Genomic DNA, 18,772 nt, shown 5'->3' on the forward strand with positions numbered 1-18,772 from the left:
ATGATCCTGTTACGAAGCGTACAGAGCCGATCATTAATTAAAATTTGAGTATCGATAAACTCTATGTAGAGACACCCTTTCCAAAAGAGGTTTTCTGACAAGTTTCTTTGTTTGTTCGTTAATGATTTTAGCTTCATTGTTTTCGCTCCACTTGTTTGCCACGCTCTAAACAGCGAAAATTCTGATCCGCAGTGTGTACATTTCATTGTTTTTCTCTGCTTGAATTAGAAAAATTACTCTATTCAATTAAATCAGTTTATTGGAATAGCTTTACCTATTTAGCACTACCTAATTTTTAATGAATCTCTATTGATAAAGGTAAATTTTTTTCTTTAAATGTGACTAACTATTTTATCTCATGACTATTGCAATAATTTTTTATCTATAAATAATACTGTTAAAACATCTATAAATTAAAATTTATTTAACCCATTTGGACGGTCGCTTTGAATATTCCTACTCTAAGTTATAGTTATCTTGTCAATACAATGACCACTTCTGACTATCAATCTCAAGTAATTAGCGATCCTCCTAGAAATGAAGATAACTCCTTAGGCAATCCTTTGGCTAATCTAGAAGAAACTGGTGCACCAACGATTCAAGTTCCCGATCTTTCATCTTCATCTGAAGAACTTCAACTAAGTTTTCAAGAGGGAACTTCTCTGAATATTTCTCATTCTCAGTTAGCCATGTTAAGAGAAAAATCCCTTTATTTTAAGAATCTATGGTCAGGAAATTTTCAAGAAACTCTTCAACATCCTCTCGCTTTGACACAAAAGGAGTTTACGCATCTGCTTAATTGTGTCATGGATGCTAATTTTAAAGTTCCTTTGGAAGAGATCACTTCTTCCATTCAACTAGCCGATTATTATGAGCTAACAGAAGTGGTAAAAAGCTTAGAAGAGCAGCTAATTAATGGGTATAAATCACAGAGATTTGAGCTATTTAACTCCTACGAAGACAACTTAGTAGAATTAAAAACGCTTTTAAATTTTGCGCAACAATATCAATTAAATACTTTAAAAAATTATTTAGAGCTCACAGTTGTGAGTGCATTATTAAACCAGACTTCTCAGTTAACGGAATTTGAAAAAATTTTAAACCATTTCTCAAATGAAATAGAAGCAATCCATTTTTCAGACAATGTTTATTTGACTGATGCCCATCTTTTAACGTTAAAAAATTGTAAAAATTTAAAAGTGCTTCAACTTCAAGCGTGCCGCAATCTCACGGATGTAGGATTAGCGCATTTGGCACCCTTAGAGGCTTTAAAGCATTTAAATCTGAGTGAGTGCGATAATCTCACGGATGCTGGATTAGCTCATTTGACTCTCTTAATCGCTTTACAATATTTAGATCTGAAGGGGTGTGCTAAGCTCACTGATGCTGGATTAGCGCGTTTGAGGCCCTTAGTGGCTTTGCAGCATTTAAATCTGAAAGGGTGCGATAATCTCACGGACATTGGATTAGCGCATTTGAGGCCCTTAGTGGCTTTGCAGCATTTGGATCTGGATGGGTGCAATAATCTCACTGATGCTGGATTAGCTCATTGAGACCTTTAGTGGCTTTACAACATTTAGAACTGGGGTGCTGTAAGCTCACGGACGCTGGATTAGCGCATTTGAAATCTTTAGTGGCTCTGCAGCATTTGAATCTGAGTTGGTGCGATAATCTCACCGACACTGGATTAGCGCATTTGACTCCCTTAACCGCTTTACAGCATTTAAATCTGAGTGTGTGCGGTAAGCTCACGGGCGCTGGATTAGCGCATTTGACTCCCTTAGTGGCTTTAGAAAATTTAGATCTGAGTCAGTGCGGTAAGCTCACGGACGCTGGATTAGCGCATTTGACTCCCTTAGTGGCTTTACAACATTTAGGTATGAGGGGATGCCGTAAGCTCACGGACGTTGGATTAGCGCATTTGAGGCCCTTAGTGGCTTTGCAGCATTTGGATCTGGATGGGTGCAGTAATCTCACTGATGCTGGATTAGCGCATTTGAGGCCCTTAGTGGCTTTGCAGCATTTAAATCTGAAAAGGTGTGATAATCTCACGGACATTGGATTAGCTCATTTGAGGCCCTTAGTGGCTTTGCAGCATTTGGATCTGGATGGGTGCAATAATCTCACTGATGCTGGATTAGCGCATTTGACTCCCTTAGTGGCTTTACAACATTTAAATCTGAGGGGATGCTTTAAATTCACGGACGCTGGATTAGCGCATTTGACACCCTTAGTGGCTTTGCAGTATTTAAACTTGAGTGATTGCAGTAATCTCACGGACGCTGGATTAGCGCATTTGAAATCTCTAGTGGCTCTGCAGCATTTGAATCTGAGTTGGTGCAGTAAGCTCACGGGCGCTGGATTAGCGCATTTGACACCCTTAGTGGCTTTAGAAGATTTAGATCTGAGTCAGTGCGGTAAGCTCACGGACGCTGGATTAGCCCATTTGGCACTCTTAACCGCTTTACAGTATTTAAACCTGGAGAGGTGCCGTAAGCTCACGGACGCTGGATTAGCGCATTTTAAAACCTTGGCAGCTTCAATCTATTTAAACCTTCAATAAAAAAAGAAACTTGACGCCGAAAATAAGAGTTACCTGTCCTAAGAAAATAAAGGATGAAGTTTTATTAAAGTTTATTAAGTCTCATCCAGATAGCCTATTTAAGAGAGACCTCCGCTCATTTTGGTGTCACTATACAAGCAGTTTTTAGGCTTGTAAACGACAAAAAATACTTTTAAAAAAGACGCTATTCTATCAAGAATAGGAAGGAGGGAAAAAGAACAAAGTTTCAAAAAAATAGAAAATCTCAATAAAAAATAGATGAAGAAGAGTTAATTCTTACGTTTGTAGACATTTTGAAACTAGAAGATTTGCAAGTAAATCCAGAAATCAAGGCCTATATTTTACCTAATCAACCTATCTCATCAAATGTATCTTTAAGCCAGTTTAAGAGCACATTTGAGAAAGTAGAAAAGCTAGGCTAGTTTTCCTTCTAAAAAAAATTTAAGAATTTAAAACTCTTTGCTTTGGTTAAACTTAATACGTAAATTGTAAAAAGAAATAGAGTGTAAAGTTTTTTTAAGTGCCTTCTTTAACTAATTTTCGCGATTAGAAAATCCGGATAACCTTTGATAAAGTTAAGTCTAATCAATAAAATTGTTTTGCTTACTGAAGCATTAGCAAACTAGTCAAAGGTTTCGATTTCTCTTTTAGAATTTAAAAAGCTGCTGTGGATTTATCTTTAGTAGGCGGGTTGGAACTGATCTAGCAATTTGTAGAGATAATTAACCCAAACATAGCTTTCGTCTACTATTTGTTTTAAAAATAATTGCCAACCAAAAAAAACAATTGCTAAAGCAAGAAGTGATTTAAGAGGCATTCCTAAAAAAGTAATTTGAACTTGAGGTGCCAATCGGTTGGCTATTCCTAAGAAAAAGTCAGTCATCAGGATCATGATTAAAGCAGGAGCCGCTAGCTGGGTGCTCAAGATCATGACTTTTCCCACTATTTTCATAACATCAATGACAATATTTGAATTCATTGTAAAAAATTTGGCTGTTAGAAATTTATCGGGAGGTAAAATTGAATAGGATTGAGAAATAATATCTAAAATCATGAAAGGACCATCGATCATAAAAAAAAGATAAATCAAAACGAGGTTAAAAAGTGTTCCCAAAGGGGAGGATTGATTTTGCAACGTCGGATCATTGATCATTAAACTAGATCCTCCTCTTTGATGGTCAATTAAAATTCCACAGTTTTGCACGATGATAAAGGGTATACTGATAAGGTATCCTAACAACAACCCTACAAACAGTTCTTTAAAAAAGTAAAGAACAAGTAAAAGATTAAATGTGATGGGTGTCGTTGTAACAAAAATAAGTTGAGGTAAAAAAATTACAAAAAAAGAAATTGCTAGCGTAATTTTAACGGGGTGAGGGAGAACTCGGGCTCCAAAAAAGGGGGCAAGTGCAATGATTGGCAACATACGACCAAAAAAAAGAAATAACAAAGAAAAAAAAGCCAGCGGATCATAAACAGAAAAAGCCGTGTTGATATAAAGTGTCACGTAGTCATCGGTCATGACGGCTCACATCCTGAAATTGAAAAGTTTCTGATGCTTTAACGAGCACTTTGGACACTCCATTGAGGGAAATTAACAAAGATGTCATTGGCAAAAGACATGATTTGGGCTCCAAGCCATCCCCCCAAGAAACATCAAAGTTAACGTCACGGCAACTAGTTTAATTGTAAAGGATAAGGTTTGCTCTTGAATTTGCGTGGCAGCCTGAAAGATAGCCACAATAATTCCAAAAAACATACTCACTAATATAGGAGGAGCAGATAAAATCAGAATCAATAGCATTCCTTGGTAAGCAAGTTGAACCACTTGGCTTTGAAACATAAATTTTTACTCCGCTATTGAAATGTTTTGACTAAGCCTTCGATGAGGATGGTCCAACCATCTAACATCACAAGTAAAAAGAGCTTTAAAGGCATTGAAATTGTCACAGGTGATAGCATCATCATTCCCATCGCCAGTAGAATGTTTGAGGTGACAAGATCGATTACAAAAAATGGGATATAAATTAACACACCAATTTCAAAAGCATCTTTCAATTGTCCTGTTATATAGGAAGGAACAAGAACAATAAAATCATCGGGTTTTAAAGTTTCACGATAATCTTCAGGCAAACCTCTATACACCAACCTATAAAATAAAGCTTGATGGCGAGAAGAACTATTTCGTTTTAGGTATTCTTTCATGGGTCCGCTGGCTGCAGAAGCAACCTCGATCACATAAGTAGAAGAGCCTGGGGAAAGAAAAGATTCGGGTACGTTTGGTTGATTGATAGCAGTTTGTGCAGCATCATACATTTTTATTGCTGTGGGATACATGATGAATAAACTCAATAAAAATGCCACACCATTGATAATTTGGTTAGGAGGCGCTTGTTGAACACCTAAAGCTGTTCTTAATAAAGACAACACCACAACAATTTTTAAAAATGAAGTTAATATCATGATAATGAAGGGAAGGAGCGAAAGCAAGGATAGTAAAACAGCTTGTGTAATCAATGAGGGTCGTTTTAATTCACTAATTTGTGCCTCTGTGGCTTGATAAGCCTTTTGTTCGTCAGTTAGCGGAGTTGGTTTTTCTGGTTTGTAAGCAGGGCGTGGAATAGGTTTTAAGGGGCGCGGCGTCGTTCTGACACTTGTTGTAGACCTTCCTGAAGAATTTGGAATTGTTGATTGAGTTGTACTCGTCGTTGGAGAAGTAGAAGTGGAATTAGTTTGCGAATAAACAGTATCTGGTGCTAGCCCAAATAAAACGAGAAGCCCTAGCAAACAAAGAAGGGATTTAAAGGAAATGTGTTTATATTTATACATGGAAAATACCTTAACTACTTTGTGCGGGAGGTTCTATGGGAGATTGTTCTACAGGAATTTTGACTAAACTTTCAAAAGCTTTTTCTAAAACCTGCCAACGATGATCTAGCTGAGCATTAATAATTCCTATTTCGGTTTCAATAATGCATCCACCGGGCTTGACGTCATCTCTCGGACGAATAGATAAACTTTCTAAACTCTCAAAAATTTCTTTTAAGCGAGGTTTGTTTTTATCTAAAATATCGAGGTCTTTTTTATTAACATAGATAGTTGCGTGTTTGTGTTGGGTAACGGCTTTTAAATTATTTGCTACAATATCTAAAATAATGTCAGAAGAAAGTTCAATTTCTTTACTCACGATTTTTTTGGCTGCTTTCAATGCAACAGGGAGAACGAGTTGCTGTAATTCTTTGTGAACTTTTTCAATTTCCTTCTCCAGTTTGACTAAATGTTCAGCCCACTTTTTGAATCCCTCTTCATAGCCTGAATTTTCTGCGTGTTCTTTAATTTCTTCGCATTCTTTAGCGATTTGCAATCGATATTTTTCGGCGTCTTCTTTAATGTGTTCTAAAACACTTGAGGCATCCGCAAGTTTAGAAAAAGATTCGCTTGGGATAATCTTTGTTTTGGGGGCTGCGTGAATCTGTTCCCCATAAATTAAGGTGAAAAACTTTTTACTCACATGGACTCACTTTTAAAAAAATTCATAAGATTGATGACTTGTCCTTTTAAAAAAGGAGTAACCTTATCAATACTTTCTTTTTGATAAGCATTCAAGATAAGCTTTCCTCTACCCGTATCCAAGGTATGAGCAAGATACCAAATAAAATCAGGATGTTGCCCACATAAAGCTTTGCTTAAACGGAAAAGACCTCTTTGATGGATAATACGTTTAAGTTTAGTACAATCTTTCAGAGAAGGGTCTATGCCAAGTTTAGGAACCGATAAAACTTCTTTCTGATGTAAACAAACTTTTAGATAATAGAATTGTTTTGGGGTCAAACAGGCATAAATATTTTTTAGATGATTTTTATCTACTATATGTCGAACTTCGACGGCAAGATCATGTAAGCCCAAAAAATCAATTAAAAGTGTCAATTTATCTTTATTCCAGGTTCCAAGCTCTGATAAATCTGTCTCAGGGAGATAATCATAGGGGAGACGCTCATCAGCTTTTAAAAAGCTATAAAGTTGATTGATGATAAATGTTTTAACGGGTTTTGATAGGGTAAGTGATTGCGCGTTTTGGAGGCCTGACGCTTGTTCACTTGTTAAAGCTGCTTTAACTAAAGGATAGAGACGTTCAGGAAAATTTTCAAGAAGGGGAGCAATCCATGAATAATGCATTCTTCTCAACAAATTTTGAGGTTGATAAAGAAGAGGGCTTAAATCAGTAGAACGAATTGTTTGACTTTGCAAAGCCTGAGCTTCTTCTGTGGAAAGATATTTTAATAATATCTCTCCCCCTTTGAGATGGTATCGGTTGATGAAAATACGCATCATCATCCAGCCTCTTTTATCCATAACAATCCTTTTAATCAATGAAACGCTTAGGTTTCATCAACTCCTTGATTTAGGGTGTTATCTTCTGTCTCTTTTTTATTAGATTGCTCATTTTTTTGTTTTTCTGAAGTCTCTGCTTCGATGGTATCACTCTTTTTCGCCTTATTTAAAAGGATAGGGTGAAATGATAATAATTCTTTAAAACCACCAGTTTCTTTCAAGACTGGAAGAAATTTCCAGAGGAGCCAAATGAGTGTTAATAACAAAACAACCAAAGATATGGTGAAGGAGAAGAAAATTATTCTAAAACGTGATAAAGAGTCTTTTGCCAAAATAATTGACCAAACATTCACGTATTGTCTATCATCTTCTCCAAGATTACCCATTATTCCTAAGGCAGAATCTCCGTAACGGGCTTTATCACCAATGACAGTGACATAATCATAATCTAAACCATTAATACTGCCAGCAACTAAACGCTTTATACGTGTAATTAGGTGGGCATTAGGATCATCTAAAACACCATTATGTTTGACGTAAACGGAAGCTGTGATTTTTTGTTTAGGTGCATTTGGATTGAGTGGATCTTCATCAGGAAAAGAAATTTGAACATCGGCATCTAGTACGCCATCGATTTTTCTGATGGTACTTGCGATTTGTTCGGCAAGCCCAGCTTGATAGCGGATTTTTTCCTGCATGCCTGAAGGAACTAGAGAGGTATTAGCAAAAATACCAAGTAAGTTTTGTCCTCGTCTTCTTGGTAATCCAACTTGATTTAATAAAGCCATCGCTTCATTAGCTTGCCCTTCTTCCACACTGATATTCCATAAAACTCCTTTTGCACCACCACCACCTTCGGAAACTGCTTGAACTTTATTGGCATTGATTCCTTTATTGGATAGAAAAACGAGTATTTCGTTAGCTTCTTTTTCTTCTAATCCATTTACAATGACGCGTCTTGATTCACAGCTTGTGACCAACCCCATGAGAGTGATTAATAAGAAAAATTGACGAAGAAAATAATACAAATTTGTTTGTGAAAAAGTATTTTTGGTAGTCATGAACCGCTCTGGATTAAGCTTATTTTTGAGAGATAATTTTAACCAGATCCTAGCAGAATAATGAATTTAGCTATAGATCTTCTAAGCAAAACAATGAAAATTTCTAAAGATTCGAGGGTTAAATAGATTTTGGAGTTCCAGAAATACACTTTTTTCAAATCATTTTGCAATAAAATTTGATAATTTTAGGCAAAATTCAGATGAATAATGAATAGCCAAGATAAAAAAGAGGCCGGATTATCCGGCCTCTGAAGCTGAAAACTCAATTACTTCAAACGATTAAGCTTTAATTTTAATGTCTACCCCTGCAGGGAGAGTCAATGTTTTTAAAGCATCAATTGTTTTACTCGTAGGATTGAGAATGTCGATTAAGCGACGGTGCGTACGAATCTCAAATTGCTCGCGAGATTTACGGTCAATGTTTGGAGAACGGAGAACCGTAAATTTTTCACAGCTTGTAGGGAGAGGAATTGGGCCTGCTATTGCAGCACCAGTTCTCTTGGCTGTCTCGACAATGTCACCTGTTGAACGATCTAGCAGACGTTGATCATAACCTTTCAGTCTGATGCGAATTTTTTGTCTTGCTGATTTAGGCTGCTTTTCTTGTTTTGCCATAAATAACCTTAAAACTCTTACTTCTTAATAATTTCTTCCTGAATTTTCGATGGAACACGCTCAAAATGGCTAGGTTCCATTACGTAGGTAGCACGCCCAGAAGAGAGCGAACGCAGCAATGTCGAATAACCAAACATTTCACTCAAAGGAACTTCAGCGTGAATAATCACAGCTCCTTTATGGTTTTCTTGACCAACAATTTGTCCACGACGACGATTCAAGTCACCAATAACATCTCCCATGTGAGCTTCTGGAGTTGTTACATCAACTTTCATAATAGGCTCTAAAATCACAGGCTTACATTTGCGAGCCGCTTCTTTTAAAGCCATCGATCCGCAAATTTTAAACGCCATTTCGTTAGAGTCAACATCGTGGTAAGATCCAAAGACAATATCAACGAGAACATCGACCAAATTAAAGCCGGCAAGAACCCCTGTTGATAATCCTTCCTCGATCCCTTTAATTGTTGGTGCAATATATTCTCTTGGAATGACACCACCCACAATTTTACTGACGACCTCGTTTCCTTTTCCTTTTTCATTAGGACGGATTTCGAGCTCGACATGCGCATATTGTCCGCGACCACCTGACTGTTTGACAAACTTAGTTTGGCTGCTACCAGGTATAGTAATTGTTTCTTTGTAGGCTACTTGTGGTTTACCAACATTAGCTTCAACGTTGAATTCACGTTTCATACGATCGTGCAAAATTTCTAAGTGAAGCTCACCCATTCCGGCGATAATCGTCTGACCTGTTTCTTCATCTGTTGTGACTCTGAAAGTAGGGTCCTCAATTGATAATGAAGATAAAGCCATTGCAAGCTTTTCCCGATCCCCTTTAGATTTTGGCTCAATAGCCATTGAAATTACAGGTTCAGGGAACTCCATTTTTTCAAGCAAAATAGGTCTTTTTGATGTACAAAGAGTATCTCCAGTCGTCGCCTTTTTCAAACCGATACAAGCAGCGATATCACCCGTGTGAAATTCATCTTTTTCTTCTCGTTTATTTGCGTGCATTTCAAGAAGACGAGAAATTCTTTCTTCTCCACCTTTTGTGGTGTTAAGTAAAGACGTTCCTTTTGTCAAAGTACCGCTGTAAATACGAATGTAAGTTAAACGGCCGACATAAGGATCAGTCATAATCTTAAACGCTAAAGCAGCAAGTGGCTGTTCATCATCTGGTGTTAAGAGAATTTCTTCATCCGTATTTAGGTCGTGAGCTTTGATTTGACCTCTGTCTAAGGGCGAGGGCATCCAAGCGACAACCGCATCTAAAAGCTGTTGAACCCCTTTATTTTTGAAAGCTGAACCGCACAAGACTGGATTGAACTTGTTTTGGCAAACGCCTTTACGAATCGCAGCGTTAATCTCATCTTCTGTTAAAGAGTCAGGGTTTTCTAGCACTTTTTGCATGAAGTTTTCATCATCTTCATCAAGAGTAGCGAGTTCCTCTAAAAGCTCGGCTCTCATCTTTTTACATTTTTCAAGGAGATCGGCTGGAATGTCTGTTTCATCCCAATCTGCTCCGAGAGTTTCGTCATGGAAAAGATAAGCCCTCATTTTTACAAGATCAACCATTCCTTTGAAATCAGCTTCTGCACCGATTGGGCACTGAACCGGAATAGCATTTGCATGTAATTTTTCACGCATTGTTTTAACTGCATCAAAAAAATCTGCGCCCATACGATCCATTTTATTAACAAATGCAATACGTGGAACACCATATTTATCAGCTTGACGCCAAACTGTTTCTGATTGGGGCTCTACACCGGAAACAGAACAGAAAAGCGCAACAGATCCATCTAAAACGCGTAATGACCGTTCAACTTCAATTGTAAAGTCAACGTGTCCAGGCGTGTCGATAATATTGATTTTTGCGTCTTTCCAAAAAACGGTTGTGGCTGCGGAAGTAATTGTGATTCCACGCTCTTGTTCTTGAGCCATCCAGTCCATAGTTGCAGCACCTTCATGAACTTCACCTATTTTATGTGAACGTCCACTGTAATAAAGGATACGTTCTGTGGTTGTCGTCTTACCAGCATCGATGTGAGCCATGATCCCGATATTACGCAAATTTTTAAGATGCTCTTTAGCAGGTCTTGCCATGTAGTCTCCTTATTACCACTTATAGTGGGCGTAAGCTTTATTCGCTTCAGCCATGCGGTGGGTGTCATCTTTCTTCTTAATTGTCGTACCTTGGTTGTTATAGCAATCGCTAAGTTCAGAAGCTAAAGCATCTTCCATAGAACGGCCTGCTTTTCCTCTAGAATGTCCGATAATCCACCGCATAGCCATCGATGAACGACGGTTAGCAGGAATTTCGATAGGTACTTGATATGTGGCTCCCCCAATACGGCGAGATTTAACTTCTAAGGAAGGTTTAGCATTTTCTAGAGCTTGTTCAAATGCTTCGAGAGGATTTTCTGCTTTTATTCTCTTCGAAAATTTTTCTATAGCATTATAAACAATGCGACGGGCAGTCGACTTTTTACCACTTTCCATCACTTTATTAATAAATTTTGACAAAACTGTACTGCCGTATAACGGATCAGGTTCTGTCGGTCGTTTTTCTGCACTGTGTCTTCTTGACATGATTTCCTCAAAAAATGAGCGATTAAATCTAATTTGATAATAGAAGATCTCGTTGATTCACCTGGAATCAGGGATCTTAATCCCTTAACACCTGCGCGTGATTGGCGTTTATGTAGCAAAAACGCTAATCGCGAACCAGGATATTCATTGATGCAATATCCTAGTGTTACTTCTTACTCTTGGGACGTTTTGCCCCATACTTGGATCTTCCTTGTTTACGGTCTTTAACAGCCGCACAGTCTAATGCACCACGTACAATATGATAACGCACCCCTGGTAAATCTTTTACACGACCACCACGTACGAGAACAATGCTGTGTTCTTGGAGATTGTGTCCTTCCCCTCCAATGTAAGCAATAACTTCTTGACCGGTAGAAAGGCGTACCCATGCTACTTTACGTAAAGCAGAGTTTGGTTTTTTTGGAGTTTTTGTTTTTACTTGCAAGCACACACCACGTCGTTGTGGGCACTTTTGGAGTGCAGGTGACTTGCTTCGTCGCTTTTTCGGAGCACGTGGCTGGCGAATGAGCTGTTGAATTGTCGGCATGTTTGCCTTCTCCTGATAATAGGGTTAATAAAATCCCTCATTAAAAATCAATTTAATAAGAGATACCCATTAAGTATAGAAAACTAAATGATTTTTGACAAAGATAAAGAATGATAACTGATGGAATTGAAAATTAGCTTTTCATTCGTTCAAGCATGGAAGAAATTCTAAAAATTTCTTTATGCCTTGATCGTTGTTGTGATGAACTTAAAAGAGAACGCTCATTTTTTTCTACTTTTGCAGCTATTGCTGCTTGCCTTGCTTTGTTTACGCTCTTTTAAATTGTTTCAGATATAGATCGACCGATATACTCTATGATTGCAACAATAATAGAAGTAAACATTCCTCCCACATTTCCATAAATCATAGGGTGTTACTTTTTAAAGTTCCGGTAATAATTATTGTGAGTAGGATTAAGTAGTGTGAATAGAATTAAGCTTGATAGAATAAAAAGACATGGCTATCAATTTAATTTTTTATTAATTATATAAAAGTTAAAAAATTATAAAAATAGAATATGTAATGAATATTATGTTTTAATTTAATAATATTATTTTAATTAAACTTCATCTAAATGTTCATCCATTTTTAGAAAAAAATAATAAGAAGATTTATGGAAATAATTTACTTAAATATTATGATTTAATTTTTTCTAATTCGCTTAGATCTTTTAAGCCATAATGTTTGAGAAATTCTTTAGTAGTTCCATACAGACTGGGGCGACCTGGGGCTTCAAGTTTGCCAACCATTTCAATTAGTTGACGTTCAATTAATTGACTAAGTATGCCCGAAGAATCAACACCTCGAATCGCGTCAATTTGAGGTCTTGTAATAGGTTGTCGATAAGCAACAATCGCCAATACTTCAGTGGCAGCACAAGAAATTTTTTCCGTTCTTTTTTGCCGATGTAAAATATCTAAATAGGGGGCATATTCTTCATGTGTGCGCAAAACATAACCTTGAGAAATTTCTTCCAATTTGAAAGCACGTTGATGAGCAATGAATTCTTGTCTCAAAGAATCAATAATTTGCCTTAATTGCTTAGGTCGTAAAGGATAAAGAGTATCTGTAATTTCACGAATTTTAGATAGTGGAAGAGGGTCGGAACTTGTGAAAAGCAGTGCTTCAATGACTTTTTTAATGGTTTGTTGTATTTGATGATCGAGTTGAATTATTTCTTCGATATCATCAGAAGGTTCTTGCTTATGATATTCATTTGAGATTTCAACGTTGAGATTTGGTTTTTCATGAATAGAGGTTGAAGTAGTAGGAGATGGTTTTTGATCTCGAGACGAAGGAAAAGCAAATTCAGCCTGAAAAAAATTCCACTCTTTACTCATTTATCATCCTTTTGCTTAAGATATACCAAAACCTGAGATTCGGGATTTTTGCCAATACCTATACTTCCAATTTTCATCAATTCTAAAATAGCTAAAAAGATGACAATTAATTCTAAGCGAGGCATATCTGATAAAAATAAATAATCAAAAGGAAAAGAAGATTGTTTTTGTAGTTGTAATTTTATGAAGCGAATTTTATCACTTACACGCCAATTTTCTTCTAGAATTTTTCCTTTCACTCGTTCTGCACGTTTGGTCATTTCCTTAAATAAAATTGATAATTCTTCTAGTGAAATATCTTTTAATCCCAAAGGTTTTTTCCACGCATTCTCTGAAGTTCCCCGGAAATAGCATGCTAGTTGCTTATCCTGTCTGGCTGAAAGTTCTTTAGCAGCTTGCTTAAAACGACAGTAATCCAAAAGGTGATGAATAATTTCAAAATGAGGATCTTCCTGAACTGTTTCTGCTTCTAAAGAAAGTTCCTCAATTGGTAGCAACATTTTACTTTTCAACCAAACTAAATAAGAAGCGCTTCCTACAAATTCGGCTCCTTTTTCTAAATAATGAGTTTCCCATTCTTTCAATTTTTCTAGAAATTGTTGAGTGAGCTCTTGAATAGAAACATCATAAATATTGATTTCTTCTTTTTGAATCAATGAAAGGAGAAACTCTAGGGGTCCTTCAAAATTTTCTAAAGAGAAACGATTGTAAGTTTGAATCATAAACAAAAATCTATATTTTCTAGTATTTGCAGAATAAAATACCTAAATCTGATTTCTTATGCTACTGAGATTGTGTTGATTTAAACATTTAACATGTATCTAAAATTAGATGTAGCAAGTCTAATCGTGAAAGATTTGGCTAAAAGCGAAAAATTAACTGCCATTTCTTAATTGGATAAAAAAAAAGATAAAAGTAACTAAGAAATTTTTTACAGCCTGATTGAAAATAAATTTTAACATGTTTGACAAGTAAATAATTATCAATTCTAAATTTAAGTGGAGGCGAATAACTTTTCCTATGCTACGCGATTTGTAACAATAATAACTTGTGTTTTCCACACGAAATACTAGATATGGCTAATAAATCCTTCAACTTCTTCAAGTGAATGAATATATAATAAGCAACTTAATTGGGTTAAACAGCATCCAGTCTCTAGGGGTTTTCACGTTTAAAAGTTACGTAAGGTTCCCAAGTTTACAACTTCATTACCGATTAAAAAAGTATTTGCTTTTGTATGGAATGCGATTCTTTGAACATGTAGTTTTTTTTGGATATAAAAATATTTACAGAAGAAGGACAATAAAATTGTCTTGTTGAAGGCTTATCTGGATAAAATGGATATGCAAACGAAGGATAATCAATGAGACACAATGTTCAACCTCCTCCAATAACCAGCTAGTTTTAAACCGTACTTTTCAAAAGTTTTTATTTCGGGTTTGATTTCATAAAAATTCGAATTAAGTATTTTATAGGCTATTTTTTTCTCCTAAAAGGAATAACAAATCGCTATCGTCATTCCAATCAATAAAAGATTTTTGGCATGCGAATCCAATAAAAATCTCCCCAAATGCTACAAATGTAATGCCAAATTCTTCCGCGACTTTATTAAATACTCGCATATGTGATAAATTAAACTGATTGTTTCAGGTATTAATTCCAATTCTTTGATAATTTGTTTTTGAATAGCTATTTCTTCTTCAATAAAATTAGATACAGTTGGGAATATTAGCCTTAATTTTTGATAACTAATTTGATGATTTCAAAGCGACAGGCATTGTAATCTTATAGATTAAGCAGTTCTTTAAGGGAAATTTTATGAAGAAAGATGATTAAATTTTGTTTGAATATGTTTTGTTTAAAGAATAGAGGTTATAGCATCTAAAAGAAATTCAGGTGAAAAGGTAATGGCAGTAAATCCAAGCTTATTTTGTTTCTTAAATCATTACATAAAATAAGTATTATTTTCATTAATAGTAATATAGTTTATAACTTTTAATTTATTAGAGTTAAAAAAGTTAGGATTTTTAGTTTGTCCAGCTGTTAAATGTTACGGATTTTTCAATGAATTATAGTAAGAAAATTATCAGTTAAATTATTATTATAAAATTGATTTTCTCTATTTTTTTTATAAAAATATTAATATTTTTTTGTTGTTTATAATTTATAAAATTTTATTTTAACTTTTAAAGTGTCAATTTTTTTTATATATTTGTATATAAAAATTAACTTTAATAAATACTCCAAAAAAACGATTGTTGTTTTAATAGACTTCTTGCATAACTCGCTTTTGGTAGATATTTTGGCTAATTTTAAAGATGCCTAAAGTTTTTGCCGATCTCTTAAATCCATCACATTTGAATATACTGGAAATTTTGAATTGAGAGTGGATAAGATTAAAAGTCAATGATCATTTCCTTTTGGTAAAAATAGTTGTTTCAAGGAGCGTTATTTATGAATAAAAATTGGTTGAAGATATGGTTTGTAACTTTGATGACTATCTTAGTTTCTCTAGAAGCTCGAGAGCAAGATTTATTAAAATCTAGTGATATCGATCGAATCATGAGCCAGATTTTAAGCCAGCATGTCGATAAGCGAACCATGACAAGTAAAATTTTGAATAGCTCTATAGCGATTTTTATTAATCAATTCGATCCTGAACGTATTTACCTACTAGAGAGCGAAATAGCTCCTTATGCGCATTTAACTCAAAAGCAACTTGATGAATTAGTGGAACAATATAAACAAAACAATTTTGAATTTTTCGAGCAAATAAACAAAGTTTTTCAAAATGCTATTGAGCGTTCAAAAAAACTTCGTCATGAAATAGAAATTAAAGATAAAGAAGCCTTGTTTCAAACAACAAGGCCCTCGGTTCAAAGAATTGAAGAAAGATCATTTGCTAAGGATGAAAAAGAATTAAAAAAACGGCTGCTAGAAAATTTAGAAAATTTTATTAGCCTATATAAAAGTCGTCATGGAGAGCTTTCTACAAGTTCTAAAAAAGAATTTGTTTTGAAAACTTATGAAAATCATTTAACAGAATTCGAAAATCAATATCTTTATCAAGATGATCAGGGGAAACCTTTATCTTACGCACAACAAGATAATTTATTGACGATTCATATTTTAAAAGCCCTTGCAAGTAGTTTAGATTCTCACACGACTTTTTATCAAACTCACGAAGCTTATGACATGAAAGTTCGATTGCAAAAAGAATTTCAAGGAATTGGACTAGTTTTACGCGATCAAGGAGATAAAATTATTGTATCTCGAATGTTAGAGGGTGGGCCAGCCGCAAAAAGTGGAGTTATCCAGGCAGGAGATATTTTGCTAGGGGTAGATGGAATTCCAACAGAAAAACTTTCTTTTGATAAAGTCATGGAAATGTTGCATGAATCTAAACAAGCACAAGTAGAGCTGTCTTTCAAACGAAAAAAAAAAGATGAGATAGAAGATAAAATTTTTAAAGTAGAACTTCAAAAAGAAGAAATTGTTTTAAACAATAATCGAGTTGATGTTAGCGAAGAAACTTTTGGCAATGGAATTATTGGCAAAATTACTCTTCATTCTTTTTATCAAGGAAATGGAATTTCCAGTGAAAAAGATGTTCGAGACGCGATTATAGAATTAGAAAAAAAAGGTAATTTAAGAGGGTTGATTTTAGATCTTCGAGAAAATAGTGGCGGATTTCTTTCGCAAGCTGTTAAAGTAGCAGGCCTTTTTATTACTAACGGGGTCATTGTTATTTCTAAGTACTCCACTGGTGAAGAGCGCTTTTATCGCGATGTGGATGGAAAAATAGCTTATGATGGACCTCTCGTTGTTTTGATTTCTAAAGCTACGGCTTCTGCAGCAGAAATTGTGGCTCAGGCGTTACAAGATTATGGTGTCGCAATTGTGGTTGGAGATGAGCATACCTATGGGAAAGGGACCATTCAAACCCAAACCGTAACCGATGATCAAAGTACGTCTTATTTTAAAGTAACAGTTGGAAAATATTATACAGTTTCTGGAAAGACTCCTCAAAAAAATGGGGTAAAAGCCGATGTCATAGCTCCTGGACCTTGGAGTCTTAAAAATATTGGGGAAGTAGATTCTAGCTCTCTCACTTCCGACTTCATTTCTGATGCTTATGAAGACAATTTATCTGACATCGCTCCGGATGTTAAATCGTGGTATTTGAAATATTATGTTCCAACCATTCAGAAACGTACTGATCAATGGAAAGATTTAATTCCCACACTCCGAAAAAATAGCGAATATCGACTAGCACATAATAAAAACTACCAATTATTTCTAAAAGGAAAAGCGCTCGACCTAGAAAATGAAGAGCAGGATGAAGAGTCGGAATGGTTATCAACTGGGAAAAAAGCTAAGAATTTTGGGGTTGACGATTTGCAAATGCAAGAAGCTGTCAACGTAATTAAAGATATGATTGTTCTCTATTCTATTGAAAAGAAAAAATAGAGGTGTCAAGCCTCCTGATACAGATTCAGGAGGCTTGATAAAAGGTAAGAAAAGAAACTTGTATAAAAACGTTGCACAAAAAACAACCATTCAATAAAGTACTTTCTTTAAGTTTGGCCAGATAGCTCAGTCGGTAGAGCAGAGGACTGAAAATCCTTGTGTCGCTGGTTCGATTCCAGTTCTGGCCATTCTTCTTTATTTCACTCATTAGTCAACTCTCGACTTTTATACTTATATTATGGCTGCCATAATGAATGAAAAATAAGAAAATTTGAGTCTGACTGTTAAAAATGCAAATTCCGTTGAATTGAGATAAGGAAATGTTTTTTAACTAACTTAGAATCGGAAGCTTAGTTTTTTCATTAGCAATCTAGTGCAATGTAAGTGACGAATATTTAAAATATTATGATCGGCTAAGAGAAAAATAATAAACGTGTTGAAATTAGATGAAAGTTTTTTTCTGATTGATTTCAAACGATAATTAGGGTAAACTTCGTTTTCTATTGATTTTTTAAACATCAGAAGACTGATTATTTATTGTTAAGGGGTTCACAATGTACGCCATTATTAAAACAGGTGGAAAGCAGTATCGTGTGCAAGAAGGAGACATCATTGATGTAGAACTGCTCAATACCGACCCAGGCGCTCAAGTTGAGTTTGGAGAAGTCTTATTCGCTTTTGACGGTGCGAAGACACAGATTGGCAAACCGGGTATTCCAAATTTTCTTGTTTACGGCGAAGTGGTAGGAACAGTTAAAGGGGAAAAAGTGACAAGCTTAAAATACAAGCCTAGTCATAATCAGTGTCGTAAGTGGGGTCATCGCCAGCACTATACACGTGTTAAAATAACTGGTATTGGAAGCAAGCGTAAAGGAAAGGAAGGAAATCATGGCTCATAAGAAAGGTCAAGGGTCAACCCGTAACGGAAGAGATTCTCATTCAAAACGTTTGGGAATCAAAGTCGGTTCAGGCGAAGTTGTTAGAGCTGGAAGCATTCTTGTTAGACAACGCGGTACAAAATGGCATCCTGCTAAAAATGTTGGCCGTGGAACAGATGATACTCTTTTTGCTCTAGCAGATGGAGTTGTAGCCTTTCGTAAGTCTAACAAAACTTATATTTCAATCGAAACTGGTGCATAATCTCCTCTCGATTCTTTTGATTTGAAACCTAGCTTAACTAGGTTTCAAACTTTCTTTGTTTTTTCTTCTTTATCTGTCAAATTTATATTAATTACTTATTGTTACTCCTAGAG

General features: G+C 35.5%; 14 protein-coding genes, 1 tRNA gene and 3 pseudogenes. 5 read left to right on the top strand and 13 right to left on the bottom strand.

Annotation, left to right across the window (positions count from 1 at the left end; genetic code table 11):
* Nucleotides 1-51: 51 nt before the first annotated feature.
* Nucleotides 52-184 (bottom strand): annotated as a pseudogene (locus PC_RS10815) (IS1 family transposase); the annotation flags it as partial.
* 262 nt (nucleotides 185-446) lie between these two features.
* Here PC_RS10815 and PC_RS10820 point away from each other — a divergent pair.
* Nucleotides 447-2,563 (top strand): annotated as a pseudogene (locus PC_RS10820) (hypothetical protein).
* A gap of 679 nt (nucleotides 2,564-3,242) precedes the next feature.
* On the opposite strand, the gene PC_RS00980 reads toward PC_RS10820, so the two are convergent.
* The 12 genes and pseudogenes from PC_RS00980 to PC_RS01035 form a co-directional block, all read right to left on the bottom strand.
* Nucleotides 3,243-4,085 (bottom strand): EscT/YscT/HrcT family type III secretion system export apparatus protein, encoded by an 843-nt coding sequence (locus PC_RS00980; RefSeq protein WP_011174750.1) that lies wholly within the window; start codon nucleotides 4,083-4,085, stop codon nucleotides 3,243-3,245.
* 38 nt (nucleotides 4,086-4,123) lie between these two features.
* A pseudogene (sctS, locus tag PC_RS10825) lies at nucleotides 4,124-4,406 on the bottom strand (type III secretion system export apparatus subunit SctS).
* A gap of 14 nt (nucleotides 4,407-4,420) precedes the next feature.
* Entirely contained in the window at nucleotides 4,421-5,392 is a 972-nt protein-coding gene (sctR, locus tag PC_RS00990) for a type III secretion system export apparatus subunit SctR (RefSeq protein WP_011174752.1), read from the bottom strand.
* A gap of 10 nt (nucleotides 5,393-5,402) precedes the next feature.
* On the bottom strand, nucleotides 5,403-6,074 hold the full coding sequence (locus tag PC_RS00995; protein WP_011174753.1) for an HrpE/YscL family type III secretion apparatus protein: 672 nt from the start codon (nucleotides 6,072-6,074) through the stop codon (nucleotides 5,403-5,405).
* Nucleotides 6,071-6,916 carry a hypothetical protein gene (locus tag PC_RS01000; protein WP_011174754.1) on the bottom strand — a complete coding sequence of 282 codons (846 nt, stop codon included), beginning with the start codon at nucleotides 6,914-6,916 and terminating at the stop codon, nucleotides 6,071-6,073. The genes PC_RS00995 and PC_RS01000 overlap by 4 nt, the downstream gene beginning before the upstream one ends.
* A 26-nt stretch (nucleotides 6,917-6,942) precedes the next feature.
* Complete coding sequence (gene sctJ, locus PC_RS01005; RefSeq protein WP_011174755.1) at nucleotides 6,943-7,956, bottom strand: type III secretion system inner membrane ring lipoprotein SctJ; 1,014 nt, start codon at nucleotides 7,954-7,956, stop codon at nucleotides 6,943-6,945.
* A 279-nt stretch (nucleotides 7,957-8,235) separates the two neighbouring features.
* Nucleotides 8,236-8,571 (bottom strand): 30S ribosomal protein S10, encoded by a 336-nt coding sequence (gene rpsJ, locus PC_RS01010; RefSeq protein WP_011174756.1) that lies wholly within the window; start codon nucleotides 8,569-8,571, stop codon nucleotides 8,236-8,238.
* Between the two features lie 17 nt (nucleotides 8,572-8,588).
* On the bottom strand, nucleotides 8,589-10,676 hold the full coding sequence (fusA, locus tag PC_RS01015; protein WP_011174757.1) for an elongation factor G: 2,088 nt from the start codon (nucleotides 10,674-10,676) through the stop codon (nucleotides 8,589-8,591).
* 12 nt (nucleotides 10,677-10,688) lie between these two features.
* Nucleotides 10,689-11,162 carry a 30S ribosomal protein S7 gene (rpsG, locus tag PC_RS01020; protein WP_011174758.1) on the bottom strand — a complete coding sequence of 158 codons (474 nt, stop codon included), beginning with the start codon at nucleotides 11,160-11,162 and terminating at the stop codon, nucleotides 10,689-10,691.
* Nucleotides 11,163-11,328: 166 nt separating this feature from the next.
* Nucleotides 11,329-11,709, bottom strand: coding sequence for a 30S ribosomal protein S12 (gene rpsL / locus PC_RS01025; protein ID WP_011174759.1), 381 nt, complete (start codon nucleotides 11,707-11,709; stop codon nucleotides 11,329-11,331).
* A 635-nt stretch (nucleotides 11,710-12,344) separates the two neighbouring features.
* Nucleotides 12,345-13,049, bottom strand: coding sequence for an SMC-Scp complex subunit ScpB (gene scpB, locus PC_RS01030; RefSeq protein ID WP_011174760.1), 705 nt, complete (start codon nucleotides 13,047-13,049; stop codon nucleotides 12,345-12,347).
* The gene (locus tag PC_RS01035) at nucleotides 13,046-13,771 is read right to left on the bottom strand and encodes a segregation and condensation protein A (RefSeq protein ID WP_039356216.1); all 726 of its coding nucleotides are present in this window, start codon (nucleotides 13,769-13,771) and stop codon (nucleotides 13,046-13,048) included. Before PC_RS01035 ends, scpB begins: the two co-directional genes overlap by 4 nt.
* 1,732 nt (nucleotides 13,772-15,503) lie before the next feature.
* Here PC_RS01035 and tsp point away from each other — a divergent pair.
* From tsp to rpmA, 4 genes are all read left to right on the top strand, one after another.
* Nucleotides 15,504-17,519: a tail-specific protease Tsp gene (gene tsp, locus PC_RS01040; protein ID WP_011174764.1), complete on the top strand. Its 2,016-nt coding sequence runs from the start codon at nucleotides 15,504-15,506 to the stop codon at nucleotides 17,517-17,519.
* Between the two features lie 115 nt (nucleotides 17,520-17,634).
* Nucleotides 17,635-17,707: transfer RNA gene (locus tag PC_RS01045), tRNA-Phe, on the top strand.
* 366 nt (nucleotides 17,708-18,073) lie between these two features.
* Entirely contained in the window at nucleotides 18,074-18,418 is a 345-nt protein-coding gene (gene rplU / locus PC_RS01050) for a 50S ribosomal protein L21 (RefSeq protein ID WP_011174767.1), read from the top strand.
* A complete protein-coding gene (rpmA, locus tag PC_RS01055) occupies nucleotides 18,408-18,659 on the top strand; it encodes a 50S ribosomal protein L27 (protein ID WP_011174768.1) in 252 nt (83 codons plus the stop codon). Before rplU ends, rpmA begins: the two co-directional genes overlap by 11 nt.
* Nucleotides 18,660-18,772 lie beyond the last annotated feature (113 nt).

It is taken from the genome of Candidatus Protochlamydia amoebophila UWE25, from assembly GCF_000011565.2.
GTDB lineage: Bacteria > Chlamydiota > Chlamydiia > Chlamydiales > Parachlamydiaceae > Protochlamydia > Protochlamydia amoebophila.

What these genes read in the sequence shown, in the direction of transcription:
- tsp (WP_011174764.1), top strand. Translation starts at nt 15,504, where the DNA reads ATGAATAAAAATTGGTTGAAGATATGGTTTGTAACTTTGATGACTATC.
- scpB (WP_011174760.1), bottom strand. Translation starts at nt 13,049, where the DNA reads ATGAGTAAAGAGTGGAATTTTTTTCAGGCTGAATTTGCTTTTCCTTCG.
- fusA (WP_011174757.1), bottom strand. Translation starts at nt 10,676, where the DNA reads ATGGCAAGACCTGCTAAAGAGCATCTTAAAAATTTGCGTAATATCGGG.
- rpsL (WP_011174759.1), bottom strand. Translation starts at nt 11,709, where the DNA reads ATGCCGACAATTCAACAGCTCATTCGCCAGCCACGTGCTCCGAAAAAG.
- PC_RS00980 (WP_011174750.1), bottom strand. Translation starts at nt 4,085, where the DNA reads ATGACCGATGACTACGTGACACTTTATATCAACACGGCTTTTTCTGTT.
- rpmA (WP_011174768.1), top strand. Translation starts at nt 18,408, where the DNA reads ATGGCTCATAAGAAAGGTCAAGGGTCAACCCGTAACGGAAGAGATTCT.
- PC_RS01000 (WP_011174754.1), bottom strand. Translation starts at nt 6,916, where the DNA reads ATGGATAAAAGAGGCTGGATGATGATGCGTATTTTCATCAACCGATAC.
- PC_RS01035 (WP_039356216.1), bottom strand. Translation starts at nt 13,771, where the DNA reads ATGATTCAAACTTACAATCGTTTCTCTTTAGAAAATTTTGAAGGACCC.
- rplU (WP_011174767.1), top strand. Translation starts at nt 18,074, where the DNA reads ATGTACGCCATTATTAAAACAGGTGGAAAGCAGTATCGTGTGCAAGAA.
- sctR (WP_011174752.1), bottom strand. Translation starts at nt 5,392, where the DNA reads ATGTATAAATATAAACACATTTCCTTTAAATCCCTTCTTTGTTTGCTA.
- rpsJ (WP_011174756.1), bottom strand. Translation starts at nt 8,571, where the DNA reads ATGGCAAAACAAGAAAAGCAGCCTAAATCAGCAAGACAAAAAATTCGC.
- sctJ (WP_011174755.1), bottom strand. Translation starts at nt 7,956, where the DNA reads ATGACTACCAAAAATACTTTTTCACAAACAAATTTGTATTATTTTCTT.
- rpsG (WP_011174758.1), bottom strand. Translation starts at nt 11,162, where the DNA reads ATGTCAAGAAGACACAGTGCAGAAAAACGACCGACAGAACCTGATCCG.